General features: G+C 44.6%; 10 protein-coding genes. 7 read left to right on the top strand and 3 right to left on the bottom strand.

Annotated features, from left to right (window positions below):
• Positions 1 to 172: 172 nt before the first annotated feature.
• Positions 173 to 1,516: a GH1 family beta-glucosidase gene (locus ACVFI8_RS08765; RefSeq protein ID WP_457873619.1), complete on the top strand. Its 1,344-nt coding sequence runs from the start codon at positions 173 to 175 to the stop codon at positions 1,514 to 1,516.
• Positions 1,517 to 1,518: 2 nt separating this feature from the next.
• Positions 1,519 to 2,610, top strand: coding sequence for an ABC transporter ATP-binding protein (locus ACVFI8_RS08760; protein ID WP_248713850.1), 1,092 nt, complete (start codon positions 1,519 to 1,521; stop codon positions 2,608 to 2,610).
• 75 nt (positions 2,611 to 2,685) lie between these two features.
• Here the strand turns inward: ACVFI8_RS08760 and ACVFI8_RS08755 are convergent, their stop codons facing one another.
• Both ACVFI8_RS08755 and ACVFI8_RS08750 read right to left on the bottom strand, forming a co-directional pair.
• The gene (locus tag ACVFI8_RS08755) at positions 2,686 to 5,100 is read right to left on the bottom strand and encodes a GH36-type glycosyl hydrolase domain-containing protein (protein ID WP_457873618.1); all 2,415 of its coding nucleotides are present in this window, start codon (positions 5,098 to 5,100) and stop codon (positions 2,686 to 2,688) included.
• A gap of 49 nt (positions 5,101 to 5,149) precedes the next feature.
• Positions 5,150 to 8,353, bottom strand: a complete 3,204-nt coding sequence (locus tag ACVFI8_RS08750; protein ID WP_457873617.1) for a GH116 family glycosyl hydrolase — start codon at positions 8,351 to 8,353, stop codon at positions 5,150 to 5,152.
• A gap of 859 nt (positions 8,354 to 9,212) precedes the next feature.
• On the opposite strand from ACVFI8_RS08750, the gene ACVFI8_RS08745 reads away from it, so the two are divergent.
• Together ACVFI8_RS08745 and ACVFI8_RS08740 are read left to right on the top strand one after the other, a co-directional pair.
• Entirely contained in the window at positions 9,213 to 10,409 is a 1,197-nt protein-coding gene (locus tag ACVFI8_RS08745) for a carbohydrate porin (RefSeq protein WP_457873616.1), read from the top strand.
• Between the two features lie 101 nt (positions 10,410 to 10,510).
• Positions 10,511 to 11,446 (top strand): MalM family protein, encoded by a 936-nt coding sequence (locus tag ACVFI8_RS08740; protein ID WP_457873816.1) that lies wholly within the window; start codon positions 10,511 to 10,513, stop codon positions 11,444 to 11,446.
• Between the two features lie 58 nt (positions 11,447 to 11,504).
• Here ACVFI8_RS08740 and ACVFI8_RS08735 read toward each other — a convergent pair whose 3' ends face one another.
• Positions 11,505 to 12,767 carry a hypothetical protein gene (locus ACVFI8_RS08735; RefSeq protein ID WP_457873615.1) on the bottom strand — a complete coding sequence of 421 codons (1,263 nt, stop codon included), beginning with the start codon at positions 12,765 to 12,767 and terminating at the stop codon, positions 11,505 to 11,507.
• Between the two features lie 132 nt (positions 12,768 to 12,899).
• On the opposite strand from ACVFI8_RS08735, the gene ACVFI8_RS08730 reads away from it, so the two are divergent.
• From ACVFI8_RS08730 to ACVFI8_RS08720, 3 genes are all read left to right on the top strand, one after another.
• On the top strand, positions 12,900 to 13,349 hold the full coding sequence (locus ACVFI8_RS08730) for a hypothetical protein (protein ID WP_457873614.1): 450 nt from the start codon (positions 12,900 to 12,902) through the stop codon (positions 13,347 to 13,349).
• An 81-nt stretch (positions 13,350 to 13,430) separates the two neighbouring features.
• Positions 13,431 to 14,330, top strand: coding sequence for a bifunctional GNAT family N-acetyltransferase/hotdog fold thioesterase (locus ACVFI8_RS08725; RefSeq protein ID WP_248713856.1), 900 nt, complete (start codon positions 13,431 to 13,433; stop codon positions 14,328 to 14,330).
• Positions 14,331 to 14,442: 112 nt separating this feature from the next.
• Positions 14,443 to 15,348: a LysR substrate-binding domain-containing protein gene (locus ACVFI8_RS08720; RefSeq protein WP_248713857.1), complete on the top strand. Its 906-nt coding sequence runs from the start codon at positions 14,443 to 14,445 to the stop codon at positions 15,346 to 15,348.
• Positions 15,349 to 15,356: the final 8 nt, after the last annotated feature.

The following is a 15,356-nucleotide window of genomic DNA, read 5'->3' as shown; positions in this document are numbered from 1 at the left end:
TCGACAATCTGCCTAATCATTTAATTCCTTGCCTTGTTTTAGTCCTGCGCTTAGCCAAGAGCCTAAGACTAAAATTAGTCAGTAGTACTAGCCTTGCTAGTCACCGTATCTTTTCATGTTCCAGCGATAACTCGCCTCTTTGAGCTGTGGTTATCTTGTTTACGAGGTTTTTATGTCTTTTGATTTTCCCGAGTCTTCACCTTTTCGTCGTTCAGACTTTGTCTTTGGCGTTGCCACCGCCGCTTTCCAGATCGAAGGAGCAAACCAAGAGGATCAACGTTGTGAATCCATTTGGGACCGTTTCTGCGCCACTCCAGGTAAAGTGGTTAATGGTGATGACGGCAGCATAGCGTGTGATCATTATCATCGTTGGGAACAAGACTTAGAGATGATCGCAGAACTTGGCGTAGATGCTTATCGTTTGTCGATAGCATGGCCACGTATTATGCCAGTAGAAGGGCAAGTAAACAGTACTGGTATCGCGTTCTATCAGCGCCTAATTACTAAGCTAAATGAGCTGGGCATCAAACCGTTTGTTACGCTTTACCATTGGGATCTTCCACAGTATTTAGAAGACCGAGGTGGCTGGTTAAACCGTGAAACCGCATACAAATTCGCAGAGTTTGCCGACATAATGACTAAAGCTTTAGGTGATCAGGTTACCAGTTATGCCACCTTTAATGAGCCGCTATGTAGCGCCTTTTTAGGTTACCGTTTTGGGGATCACGCTCCAGGTTTGAAGGATGACAAATTTGGTTTTCAGGCTGCCCACCATTTGTTACTTGCTCACGGCTTAGCGTTACCAAAAATGCGCGCTAATGCGCCTAAGGCAGACCATGGCATCGTGCTTAATTTTGCTCCTGCCTATCCTTTAGATCCAAATAACCAGGCCGACATTGATGCCGCTGATTTTGATGAGCAGCAAGGTATTCATTGGTTTTTGCAACCATTAATGGAAGCGACATACCCAGAAGCCATTCGCCAGCAGCAACCGTTATGGTGGCCAACCATTTTACCTGGTGATTTGGAACTGATTGCGGCACCCATCGACTTTCTTGGTATCAACTATTACACCCGCCATGTGATTAAAGCTGGAGAGCACGGCCCTGAGCATGTGCGCTTAGAGGGTGTTGAACGAACTGATATGGGCTGGGAAGTGTGTCCAGAAGCATTTAGCCATTTATTGATTAAACTGCATCAACGTTATGATTTACCCCCCATTTTTATCACTGAAAATGGCATGGCTAGTGCCGACAGCCTGCAAGATGGCGAAGTGATTGATCAGCAACGTTGTGACTATTACCAGCGCCACTTAGATGCTGTAGCGGTGGCTATTGAGCAAGGCGTTGATTTACGCGGTTACTTTGCTTGGAGCTTAATGGACAACTTTGAATGGGCCTACGGCTACGATAAACGATTTGGCTTAGTCTATGTTGACTATGCTTCACAGCAGCGAGTATTTAAACAAAGTGCTAAGTACTTTCAACAATTTTTAAAACAACGTAAAGGGATATAAGCATGGCTTCACTATCATTCAAAGATCTACGTAAGAGCTACGGGAAAGTTGAAATCGTAAAAGGTTTCAACTTAGATATGGGTGATGGTGAATTTGTGGTATTGCTCGGCGCCTCGGGTTGTGGCAAATCTACCATCCTGCGAATGGTGGCGGGCTTAGAGACGATCACCTCGGGAGACATCTCCATGGGGGAAAAGTGTCTTAATACGGTTGACCCTAAAGATCGTGATTTAGCGATGGTGTTCCAAAGCTACGCTTTATACCCCCATATGACGGTGTACGAAAATATTGCCTTTGGTCTTAAAATGCAGGGTAAAAATAAGCTTGAGATAAAAAAATCGGTCGACTGGGCGGCAGAAATGCTGCAATTAACCGATTATTTAGATCGACGACCTAAGCAGTTATCGGGTGGTCAACGTCAACGGGTAGCGATGGGGCGAGCCATGGTGCGCACACCTAAACTATTTCTATTTGATGAACCCTTGTCTAACCTTGATGCTAAGCTTCGCGGAAAAATGCGTGCTGAGATAAAAGACATGCACCATAAGTTAGGTGTCACTACTTTATACGTAACGCATGACCAAGTAGAAGCCATGACCTTAGCTGACCGTATTGTGGTGATGAATAAAGGTATTACCGCCCAAATTGGTACGCCCTACGAGGTGTTTACTCAACCAGCGAATAAGTTTGTGGCCAGTTTTATTGGTTCACCTACGATGAATATGATCCCCGCTACGGTTAACCAAGAGCAAGAGGGCTGGACTTTATCGTTGAGCGATCAAAAAATTGATTTACCTGCGAAGTTTTTAGGCAAGGTGACTAATGGTCAAGCGGTCACTCTTGGGGTACGCCCTAACGATATACACTTACATCAGCACCAACTGGAAGCTGGGCATGGTATTGAAGCTAAGTGTAAGCTGATTGATCATGAGCTGCTCGGAGCAACGATGCTGATTAAGGCGGAGCTGGGCGGTGAACAAATAATCATAGAAACTCCAGCAGAGCATGGTTCGCTAGAGGGGGCTATCAATGTGTATTTGGATAGTCAGTTCTTACATATGTTCGATATAGAGAGCCAGCTTTCTCTCGCATAATACAAGATTGGTGAAATTATAACGCCATTAAAAAAGCCAGCGTCACTGACGCTGGCTTTTTTGTGGCGGGCTGATTTATCCCATTACCACTTCAACGGTATGTGTACCGTCGGTCATTATTGGCAGAATTTGTCCGTCAATTAGCTCACCATTTACGCTAATACTGGCAACGCCTTTACTCACATTGTTGGGGTTAGTCACCTTGATTTGGTATAACGCGCCGCGGTAGTGACGCTTTACGCTGAAGCCATCCCAAGCAGATGGAATGCAGGGATCAATTTCTAAACCGTTTAAGCTTGGTTTAACCCCTAGTATGTATTGTGTGCCGGCAACGTAGGTCCAACTAGATGTACCTGATAGCCAAGCATTACGCCCCATACCAAATTGTTTATGTTCTGCCCCTAAAATGTTCTGCGGATAGCAGTAGGGTTCAGACTGAAATACGTCTAAATTGTCATTTTGATAGGCAGGGTTAATTTGATTGTAGTATTCAAATGCGCGGTCGCCATTTCCAGCAATCGTTTCCGCCATCATCACCCAAGGATTCGAATGAAGGAAAATACCCCCATTTTCTTTAGCCCCAGGAGGATAAGTACTTACGCCACCCAGATTTGGATCAAAGCCGTTATAGCCAGGACCTGACAGCATAATACCGTACTTGGTATTCAGTTTATGGTTCACTGCATCCAAGCCTGCGAACATTCGGTCACCTTCAGCAAAACCTGAAATAACCGGCCAAGATTGACCATTGGTATATAAGCTGCCGTGCTGGTTTTGTTGCGAACCAATCGGTTGGCCCTCATTGGTGAAATAGCGAACCCACCACTCGCCATCCCAAGCGTGAGTATTTACTCGCTGTTTCATCTCTTGGTAGTAGCCAGTCAATAACTCAAGGTTTGCTTGATCATCAATCGCGGCGGCGATATCAATGATTTCTTTTAGTGCTTTACCAAATAAATTGGCAACAAACAGCGACTCAGCGCCTGTTGGCAGGTTTACGGTGTCATTCCAATCGGCAAAACCCAATAAAGGTAGTCCGTGTTCACCAATGTTGTTCCAAGTAAAGTCGATAGCTTTAAGTAGATGTTGATAAACACTACCTTGGGCCCGCTGCTCGAGCTCTAAGGTTTTACTGTAGTAGCTAATAGGCTTGTCGAGGAAACTTAGATCGCCGGTTTCTTTAAGGTATTGAGCAATAGTGAGCACTATCCATAAGTGGTCATCGCCGTAATAATTTGGGCAATCAGGCTCTTCGCGCGAGTCACCTTCGTTAGCTTCCATGGTTAATGGGAAGTATTGGTGCATTGCCGAGCCGTTTTCTAGCTGCACTGAAAGCAACCGTTCGGCAAACTCACGGGCTTCTTGCGGCATGTGGGCCATTACGCCTATTAAGTCTTGCGATGAGTCTCTAAAGCCGATTCCGCGGGCACCGTAACCTAATTGGTAAAGCGATAGGTAGCGAGACCAGTTTTTGGTGGTGTGGCATTGGCGCGGATTATGAACGTTTAGCATTGAGTTCATTGCTGCATCAGGCGTATCAACTTGCATGACGTCTAAATAGCTTTCCCAAAATTCGGTCAATTTGGTAAAGGCTTGATCAACGGCTTGCTCATCACGGTATAAAGCGATGCTATCAGCAGCTTTATCTAAGCTAGGAACTTGTCCTAATTGGGTAATCACGCGCTCAGATTGACCAGGCGCTAACTCACCCAATTTTACCAGTAACGCACCGACGTTATCACCGCGGTCACACTCTGAATTACTCAGGCTGTCTTCCATCAGCGACAAGGGTTTGGCCCATGAGCCAAATTCATTCTCACCCAAAAAGGCTCGACGGTCGCCTTCCCAAGAATCTACTTCACGGTTACAGCTTAAGTAGTTAACTGAGGTGTCACGCTTCATGTAAGCATATTGCTCAAGCACGAGCTTGCCATCATTTTCTGGATGGGCTTTTACCGTCATTGTTTGGGGAACCCAATCAGCGTTTACCAACTGCTTAAGCGCATCAAAATGGGTAAACTCGTAAACAGGCACAACATCAACCGCTTGAGTTTGCTGACTAATATTAGTCACAGTAATGTCTTGCAATAAAGTATCTGAGCCTTGTGGAACAAATATCTTGAGGTCAATTCTCAAACCTTGTGCTTCAACCACCCAGCGTGTGTAAGACAAACCCACACGACATTCAAATTTATCTAATTCCACCAAACATGGGGTGAAGAACGGTGAAAATAGTTGGTAACCTTGCTCGGTTTTGCGACGAATATAAACCGTAGAGCCTTTAAACTCTGACTGTGGCATTTGAGCAATGTACTTAGTAATTCGGTTTAATGCAGGGTCTTGCTTACACACAACTGTGCCACCCGTGCAGTCAATTAAACCACCAAAATCTAAGGTGCCAACGTAGTTAGCCCACTTTATCGGCGTTTTTGGCGTAGTGAGTACATACTCTTTATGTTGGTCATCAAAGTAACCATATTGCTTGCTCATATTTACCTCAGAGATAGTTATTCTAAATTCAGTATTGTGCTTGGTCAGGCTACGCCTTAACCAAAGGCAGTGAAAAAATCATTCCCGGTCGAAAATAACGTCCGGCCGTGTATTTCAAACCGGTGTGATGTAGTGCGTAAAATAAGGTCTTGCTGTCAATTTTAAACTGCTGGCAAAGGGCCTCGTAAGCGTGTTCAAAATCACTGAGCTGGCGCGGAATATCGGCGGCGATTCGACCATCGGGGTAGAGTAGCCCTACTTCAATTAGCGCCTTGTTGAGTTGTTCTGGCGACGCCTGCAGTTGACCCAGCAGAAGGTCAGCCTCAAAGCGACAGCTGGCATTAAATCCTTCTGGTGCTGCAAAGGGGATACGGGCATCGTGATACAAGTTTCTATAGCAGGCGTTTAATAGTTCGGCGGCTTGTTTATTCATGTCTACGGCCATCATCGCGTTGACCAATGAGTATTGAACGCCAATCCATACGTCGTGCGCTTGGAAATTGCCCCATTCTTTAGGGCTACCGTCACGTGTGACAAGATTAGCGGCACCAACTCGAGCGCTATTGGCTAAGTAGTTGTGTTGATAAACATACTGTAATACTCGCTGTTGTTGTTGCTCACTTGAAACCGCAGGTAATTGCAGCATGCGGCAATAGCTATCAGCTAATAGTTGGTCGGCAAAGCTGTCATCACTATCTAGAGACAGTTTGTCTAACCACGATGTTTGCCAAAAATCCCCCAGCGCTAATAAGGCCAATTTGCGTACTTGGCGGCTTTGTAAGCGTGTGGCAGCATCGCTTGGCCAGCGTTGTTCAGGATAGTACTGTTGCCATAGTGCTTTTACTTTGGCAGCAGCATTACCAAGCTCAGGCAGCTTAGCGATGGCTAACCAGTGATTAAGCGTACTGAGCAATTCTACCTGACTGCTATTCTCGCTTAGTTGTAAATCTTGATTAAAGCTTGAAGCCATTAGTGCAGATTGTAGACCTGCTGACGCGTCATCCTTTAGATCCTGGCGTTGCAATGGTGTGGCAAAAAAGTGGTAGTAACCGGCTTCTTCATCCCACAATGTATGTTGGAACTCAGCCCGCGCGCTAGCGGCTTGGACGCGATATTGTAGTGAGATTTCGGCTTTATCAAGGCGCTCGGCAATGCTGGCATATGCCTCTAAGCTAGCAATCCACAGTGACCCACAGTAAACCGAGATACCATGTGATGATAGATTGTCAAAGGTGTCGTCAGTCCCTCTCGTTAGCGGGAAGTTTTGTCCTGACTCTACCATGGCTTGAAGGTAGCCCATCGCGGCTTCACAGGCTTCCCAGCAGTCTTGTAATAGTGTCAAGTCGTGGTGATATTTGTAGTGACGTAACAACATCAAAATGTATTTGGGCGCCAAGTCTTTCCATTCTTTAACATTGTGCCAATCGTAAGCATCAGGGATAGCGTCAAATGGGCTACCCAAATCATGAATTACCGCTCCACGCACGGCGCGTTGGCTCTCTGTCTTACTATTGGGTAAATCTGCAAAGGGTAAACCAACGTGTTCATGATGACGACGGATGGTTGAATCTTCAGCCAGTACTGCTTTCGAGAAATGGCGCATTACAGCACCGTCTAGGCGTGGGAAGCTTTGTAATAGTGAGAATGAACCATAAAAATATACATCCAGCGAGTTAAAAAATGGATAGTCGGCACACTCTCTAACCAAAAAGCGGTCTTGTTTATCCCACACCGTGGCTTCTGCCATGAAAGATAGGGTGTTAAGCGCCAAAGTCCGTGTTTGCGCCTGTTCTAGGGCATTTAACTGCAGCTTGTCTAGGCAGTCATTAGGCATTAACTGTTCACTTATTTCGGCTAAATCTGCACGGATTTGTGGTTCGTTGGTGATGGCTTTCTGACAAATATTTAGGGCTCTATCATTGGCTTCGGGGTATAGCTGGGTATACTTTTTCTGGCTGTCTAAACCAGGTAAATGAATGTGTGGGAAATCTAGCACTAGGCTAAATAGTATTTCAGCTTCTTCACCAGGGGCGAGCTCACCACTAATACATAGGGCTGCGGAACTTAGCTCGCGGCCACTATAAATGCCTCGGTCAAACTGATTGCTTAAGCGACCGCTGGCTAAGGCGCCTGCAATAACATTGCTACTGGATTGACTATAAAAGTAGGGTTTTGCACTCAAGCTAAATTTTTCGGGGGCCGATATTGAAAAACAGCTTTGGCCATCAAAGTCGACACCGTGCGCGGCATTTCCGCTTAAACTCACGGCGCAATGCGCCTGTTGTTCTGCTTGCCAATCATGGCGTGAGCTACTTTGTCCATTGGCTGTTCTTACCAATGAGCATGCCGCATCTTGTGCTCCTGGACGCTGTTTTATGGCCTGAAATCCACTCAGGTTCTCTAGGCATCGCACTAAGCTGAAGTGTTGGCTATGTTGTGATTGGTTACGTAACACGATACGAGTATAACTGACTGGCAGAGCCGCTAATTCTTCTTGCCCTGGGATCACGCCGCTGTAATGAAACTTACTGAGCTGAATGGCTTGCTGATCTTTAAAGCTTTGCTTTGCTACAGGGTACAATGCGCTGTATTCAACCTGTGAACTAGGCCAAGTGGCTTGATCGTGATAAGCCGCTTGCTCCCAATCACAGATGAGCGATTGAGTCACCTGCTGTTGAATACCGATAGCCCCATCATAAAAATCAAGTAACCAGCTTAGGTTAAGCGCTCTACCCTGTGTTTGAAGGGCTAGCAGCTGCTGGGTTCTAGGTGAAAGCTCAATTTTCCAACGATCTAAGCTTGCTTCGTTCCACTGGTAAAAACCGCTGTCGTCGATCAGTTGTTGCAGCTGGGTAAGCTGTTGCTCAGCAGTATCTTGAGGGTTAAACAATGGCTGTTGGTCTTGGTTGACTAAACAGAAGAACTTTTGCTTTTGCTGAAAATCGCTTTGGTTAACCATTTCTAAACGCGCTTCATCGGCCCGAGTTTGGCTGAAGTAGAAATCTTCTAAGCGAAGAGAATCACGTTGTTTGTCTGACAAATGTAATCCAGGAAGCATGTGTAACAGAGGAGTTGTTCCTGCAGGTGTTAGGGTATAAGCGCTACCAATACCGCCTAACGCGATACCTGTATCAGCAGGCGTGGTGCTTAACGGTACATACCAAGGCTGAATAAACTCATCTGCTAACCCTGGGGTCATTAATTGGTTAACGCTGCCCTGATAACTAGACTGGGCGATGTAAGAGTTAAGCATTGGTTTTCCTCGATTATGCACAAAAATGGTGTAAGCGCTTTCATGTTGGCATGTTAGCAGCAAGATCAGGGCATTTTTATCTCTGAGTTTGAAAAAGTGATCGGCTTCAATAAAAGATTTTTTAATAGGAAAGCCATGAAAGAAACTTCAAAGTCAGCATATAGAGAAGGAACATAAGCCCTTCATGCGATAGGGTGGTTCTATCTATCAAGCTACAAAATCCTCGGTAGTTTACTTTTTATGCAGATTATAAACATAAGCGTAGAAGCCGATAGGCTGGGGCGGGAAAGCTAAAATTACCGCGCAAGGCTATAACAGAACCTCCGCTAAAGGCATTTTTGTCATTTGATCTTTTTTTTAGCTTAAGTGAGCCTTTATACAATTACCATGTTGTATTACAAGATTTCAGTTGGCCTGTATTGGGCTAGTGATAGCCATATAGATGGTTTATTGGGTTCGATTTATCGGCTCGAATAATGAACAAATATTCATTCCATCTTTATAAGTTGATTAAGTTCACATAGTTCCATTTTTGTTAACTTAATAGGATCTGATAAAACATAATTTGTTTCATAGATTTATTTGTGCACTGGTTTGTAAGTTATATATTGTTTTATTTCAATGCTTTATGGGTGTAACCGCTTTCATATTTTGGGTGGTTGATTTGCTATATTTCATGAAACCAAAAGTTTATATTTTGTTTGAATTGTGATCGAAATTGTTTGCAAGCGCTTTCAAGGGTGATCTCAATCACTTATTTATCTTATTTTGAGCTCTATACTCTTATCCAATGGCTAGTTGGTCATTATTTAAAAATGCTTCCAATAAAAATTTCAAGATTCACACGGAGTTGAACAAAATGAAAGTGAAAGCGCTTACAATTGCAATTGCAGTCGCGTCCGCGGCAACCTCATTCGCTTCAGTAGCAGGCACGCCAAATTTTTCTGGTTATGGCCGTTATGCTTTAGAAATGAGTAAAGATGAAGTTCAAGTAATCAAAGGTGACTTTGGTGTTATCAACGGTGTCGGCCGTCTGGGTAACGAAGGTAACTGGATGGAATTCATGTTGAGCCAAGGTTTCGAGAATGGCGATGCTGAATTCGACATGAACGTGATGCTTAACACTCCTGGATACTCACCAACTTGGGGCGATACTATCGGTTTAGCTCAATTTTACGGTGGTGGTAAAGGTATCTTTGCTTCACAACCAGACGCATACGTTTGGGCTGGTAAACGTTTCTACGGTCGTGAGCAAGGTGGTCTAAGTGATTACTTCATGCTAAGTGCTGATGGCGCTGGTGCGGGTGTAGACAACCTAAACGTTGGTGTTGGTCAACTAGATTTAGGTTGGACTCAAGCTGGTGACGGTGCATACCAGTCAGCTAACGGTACAGTGAACATGCTTCAATTTAACTGGCATGACATTAAAGTCAGTGATTCTGCAGCGTTAAAGTTCCGCTTTAACTATGCTTTCGCTATCGGTACTGATGATTACACTGACCAATTTGCTAACGACACTGCTTACCAGTTCTTCGCGTCTTACCGCCAAAACTTAAGCAGTGGCTGGTTCCAAATTGCCGGTCGTTACGAAACTGATGCAGCAGCATTAACTATTTCTAACTCTGCGGGCCACAACTGGTCAAACGTAAGAGATGTTGACGCAAACAGCTACGGTTTATTCCTAGATGGTGCAGTAAACTTTGGCGAAATGACCGCCATGGAATACAACGCTAACTACTTGACCATTGACTGTACTGATGCTTCAGAAACCTGTGATTTCAACGACAATACTGAATACAGTGTTGCTGTTCGTCCACAACATCACTGGAACGAGTTCATGGCAACTGCTTTAGAAGTAGGTTTCCAAGCTACTGAGCAAGACAGTGTAGCCAGTGACGCATGGAAAGTGACCTTGTCACAAAACTTCCAAGTAGGTCACTTCATGTGGTCTCGTCCTGTAGTTCGCTTCTATGCCGTTACCGGTGAAGTGAAAACAGATGACAAAGATACTGTTGATGTAACAAAAATTGGCGCCATGGTTGAAGCTTGGTGGTAAGCCAGTTTAAGCTAAGTACTATTTAGTACTTAACTTAACCAAGGAGTGAACATCAACATGGTGTTGGTGTTCACCTTTTAAGAGGTGGTAATTTGAAAAAGGTGTTAACGGTAGTTTTAGGCTGTGTATTGATGAGCGCTTGTTCTAGCTCAAGCGATGATAAGCCTTTAGAAGTCACAGACCCGTTTCGAACATGGGGAGCCCAATTTTCTGATGAGGCTGCGATAGCTGAAAACCTGAAATCTTCAAGTGTTACACCGCTTTTACCGACCCAACTGCAATATCAATTATTAGTGCTTGATAGAACTAATCGTATTGATGTAACAGAACAGTCACCCGTGGTGCATTTTGCTGAAGGTAACTCTTATACGGCGGCATTACTCGTACCAGAAAATATGAACCAATTTACGTTTCACCTAGAAAGCATTGTTAGCCGCACGGTTTTTGTGCCTACCGTGGTTTTCTATGATGAAAGCTTAAAAGAAATACTGCGTATCGAAGAAACCACTCTAGATCCAGAGGGTTTTTTAACGATGAAGATGCCTATCAGCGCTGAGCTAGCAGGCCAAACTCGTTATATTTTGGTATACAGCAAGGCCACTCAATATGGTGGTAAGACAGAATTAATTGACCCGAAAACGGTCTACGAAGAGAAAAATGGCGGCGGTTTACCTGCTACCTTTAAATATTATTCTAAGCATTCACCCATTGGTAACTTGAATATTCGTTTTGCTGATGTGTTATTTAGTTCTACTTTTGCAAGTAGCCCCATTTCTCAAACAAATACCGTTGCCGCAGACGCTAAAACCTCTGCAGTAGCAAGCACCGCAGTTGTAGGTACTGCCGCTGTCGCTTCTAGCAAAGACGCTGACATGTTGAGTGATACTGAAGACTTTTATTTAGAACAGATATCTAAAGCGGTGGCAAAAGATGACCTTGCTAGGGCCTTAAACCTAGTGGAGGAGGCAGAGCGTGCTGGTTCAACTAAAGCTCAATCCCATTTCATGGAACAGCTAAAGAAACATCAGCAGCAATAGTAACAAGTGTTTTTTTCTAATCCCTGTTTACGCGGCGTTTATCGCCGCGTTTTTTTGTCTAATTTACCGCTTGCTGATTCATAGAAAATTCACTGTCATTAAAGATGAGTTGGCTTTTATCTCGGCCATTGCTGTGTTCTAAATAACCGGCTTGACGTAATGCCAATACATAGGCTGAAAGAGAATTAGCACTGAACAACTGGTCACTTAAGTCGACAGACAAATTCACATCTAGATAGCGTAATAACTGCAACGAGCTGGATACCTCAGACAACTTGAAGGGGAGTAGCGCGGCTGTGCCTGCAATATTGACATCGCCAGACAGGGGGAAGCTATAGAGGTCTGAATCTATATCTACACTCAAGCTCTCCAGTGTCCAGGTAAGCTTGTTGGAGGCGACTTGTTGGATAAGTTGGTCTAAGTTTGTTTGCTTATTGTGGCCTTGGGCTAACTGAATAAGTGTGTCCATAGGCACTCCACCCACGCTAGAACGTAAATCTAGATTGCCCATAGTGAGCTGTTGGTTATTTTGCTTGAATTGAAGATCGGTTAACGCGGTATCTATGCGCATATACGCTAATTGCTGTTGCTCTGAAAAAACATTATTCACTCTGAGCTGATGAACGGCGAGTTGGGTGGCTCCTTGATCTAGGCTAAGGCTTAGTTGTTGGAGCTTCCAGTTGGCTTGATCGACGATACTCCAGTCATGGTGTTGAGTGAAGTTCTCTTCGATGTCGACTTGGCCAATGTTTATGAAGTCACCTGTTTGTTGTTGGTCATCTAACTTCATACCTTGCCAAGTGAGTACCACGGAACCTTGCTGCATGGCTAAGTCGCTCTCAATCATCACTTTTAGCGGTTTAAAAGCAAGACTGAGTGATTCGAAGTCTTGTTGAAAAGTATCCACGCTAATGTCATGCACCATGGAGCGGTTTAAAAGATTAGCGGTCCACAAACCTTGATGTGGTATCTGCTTTAGCTTGGTGTTGGTCAGTGATGGTTGGTCGTCACCAACGACTGGGTCGAGTTGCCATTGACCACTTAACCAAATGGGAAAAATGGTTACCTGATGATTAATCGCTAGGTTTACGGCCTGTGGCTCAAAGCCTAGTTCAGCCATATCTCCTACTATCGTCCATTGCTCATTACGTTGCCACCAGCCTTGTTTAAGCAACTGTACTGACACATCCCAGCCTGAATGTTGCTCAGCCAATTGAGTGAGTAGTTGGTCTAACTGGTGTTGGTATTGTTGGCGGGTAAGGTATTGTCCTAAGACCAACATTAGCGATATAAGCAGCAAAGATATGGCTGTTTTTTTCATCAAATATAATCCTGTTTGGGCGTGCTTAGCGAAACCTATGCTAGGCCATTCTATATTGAAAGCGACAATAACTGTAAACTGTAAACTGTAAACTGGATGTGATTGTAATGAGAGGGCTACTGAGGAACTATTTTGCTGGATCTATTTTTGCCATGGTTGGCGGATGTCTACACTCCTTTTTTGGCGATTACATGTGCGCTTGGCTTGATTCATCTTTGGCGAAACAAACAAGGCGGGTTTTTCCGGCAGCTCAGCGGCTTATTGTTGCTAGGCATTGGCTTAACTTACGGGGTGATGTTACTTGATGGTTATTGGCGCTGGTGGCCGCGCTTCGGGCTTGATTACAGCACCCATACTGCGTTGGCTTTTTGTCTACAAAGGGTGAACATGCGGCTGTTTGTTCGCTGGAGAACGACGACTTGGGCGGTCTATTTTAGTTATCTATATCTGATGTGGTACTTGGATTACCATACTGTGATGGACATGCTAACTACGATGTTGGTTGTTGGTGTTTTGTTGCAATTAGGTGCAGTATGTAAAATTGTGAACGGTGGGTGTGATCAAAGCAGTAGTGAAAAATGAATTATTATAATTGATAGCTGTCTTATTAAAGCACGTTAACACAACGGCTTTACAGTGAGTCAGCAATAAGGGAAGCGTTTTATGTTTAAGGTGATTTGTCCGGATGCCACCGGTGAGATGGATAAATACTATCAATTTCGATGGGAGGTATTAAATAAACCTTTGCAGTTGCCATTAGGCAGTGAAAGGGATGCTTACGATGACCACAGTATTCACCGGATGATCCGCGATAAGAATGGTGAGCCCTTAGCGGTTGGCCGCTTGTTCTTAAGTGATAATAAGGAAGCGCTTATCCGTCATGTGGCGGTAAGCCAAGAACAGCGCAAGTTAGGTTTGGGCACCTTGTTAATGCTAGCCCTAGAAGAAGCAGCCCATGAAGAGGGGGTTAAACGCATTGTGGTAAACGCCCGAGGTGATGCGCAAAAGTTTTTTACCAGCTGTGGTTTTGAAGCTGCAGGTAGCCCTACCTTTGATAAAGTGAAGGTAAAAGTACAACAAATGGTTAAAGAGCTGTCGCCTGAACATCGTTTTGTTCGTCAGCCCAAGCTATGTACTGCTTTGCAGCAAATGTTTAATCAACAGATCCCATTAAGCGAAAAGATGGGAGTGCGTTTGCACCAATATACCGGTAACGAGCTAACCACTAAGTTGCCCATTGCTGGTAACGGCAACCCTCACTCCACGATGTTTGCTGGAAGCATTTATAGCCAAGCGGTTTTATCGGGCTGGGGGATGATTTGGTTAATGTTGGAAGAACACGGTTTTGCTGGAGATATAGTGTTAGCCAAAGGTGAAATTAAACACCGACGAGCCATTTCTGATAACGCCTTAGCGACAGTGAAGAAAAGCCAGATGAAGGGGAGTTTGTTACCTTTACTAGAAGGTAAGAAATGTAAAATGACCGTTGTTGTTCAGGTATTTAGTCAAGAAAAAGTGGCTGCTGAATTTAAAGGTTTCTATGTCATATTGCCTAAAGCCTAAAGCCTAAAGCCTAAAGCCTATCAGCTAGCATACCTACCGGTATTTCTTTGTTGTTGTCCGTAGTATATTTAGCGGCTATCTTCATCGACAACAATTCATCAGGAATACTTATATGCAGCATCTTTATCGCTTTAGTCTTAAGCAGCTATCGGTATTTGTTTGTATCGCTGAAACTCAGAGTGTCAGTATCGCTGCACAGCAACTGTCCATGACCCAATCAGCCGCGAGTATGGCGTTAAGTCAGTTAGAAACGGGGCTAGGGCAGCGATTGTTTGAGCGTCAAGGCAAGCGTTTACGACTTAATCACTGGGGGCACTGGTTGCGGCCCAGAGCAAAACGCGTATTAATGGAAAGCCAACATATCATGCAAGGCTTTGCGGGTCAGCAAATCATTAGTGGAGAGCTGGCCGTAGGCGCTAGCCAGACCATCGCTGAATATTTTCTTGCTCAGATTATTTCTCGCTTAGATAAGGACTACCCTGATCTGGTGGTCAGCCCACAAATTAGTAATAGTGAAGTGGTGGTGGCGGGCTTGCTTGATTATCGTTTACAGCTGGGGTTGATCGAAGGACATTGTGTCGATAGCCGCATCGCCCAGCAAGTTTGGTGTGAAGATCAGTTAGTTGTAGTGGCGGGTTTATCGCACCCTTTAGCTGCCAAGCAAGCGGTTAATCTAGCCAGTTTGAGTCGAGCCCGTTGGGTACTTAGAGAGGGCGGGTCTGGTACTCGAGATATTTTCAATGGAGCGATCCACGGCAAGATAAGCAAATTAAAGGTGTGGCGGGAATATAACCATGTAGCGAGCTTAATTGCGTTGGTGGCTAACGGGGCATATTTGAGCTGCTTGCCGTTACGCAGTGTTGAGCAGGCGATACAGGCGGGTGAGTTGGTAGCGCTAAATACGCCTGACTTAGATATGCGACGTACATTTAACTTTGTATGGCGTAAGGATAGTAGTCAAAACCCTTTGCGAGATTGCTTTATCGAACACGCCTTAGAATTAAAGCTAAATCCTTAAATCCTTGT

It is taken from the genome of Agarivorans sp. MS3-6 (genome assembly GCF_054112545.1).
Note: the sequence above shows the minus strand (reverse complement) of the source record. Positions and strands in the feature narration are given on the sequence as shown.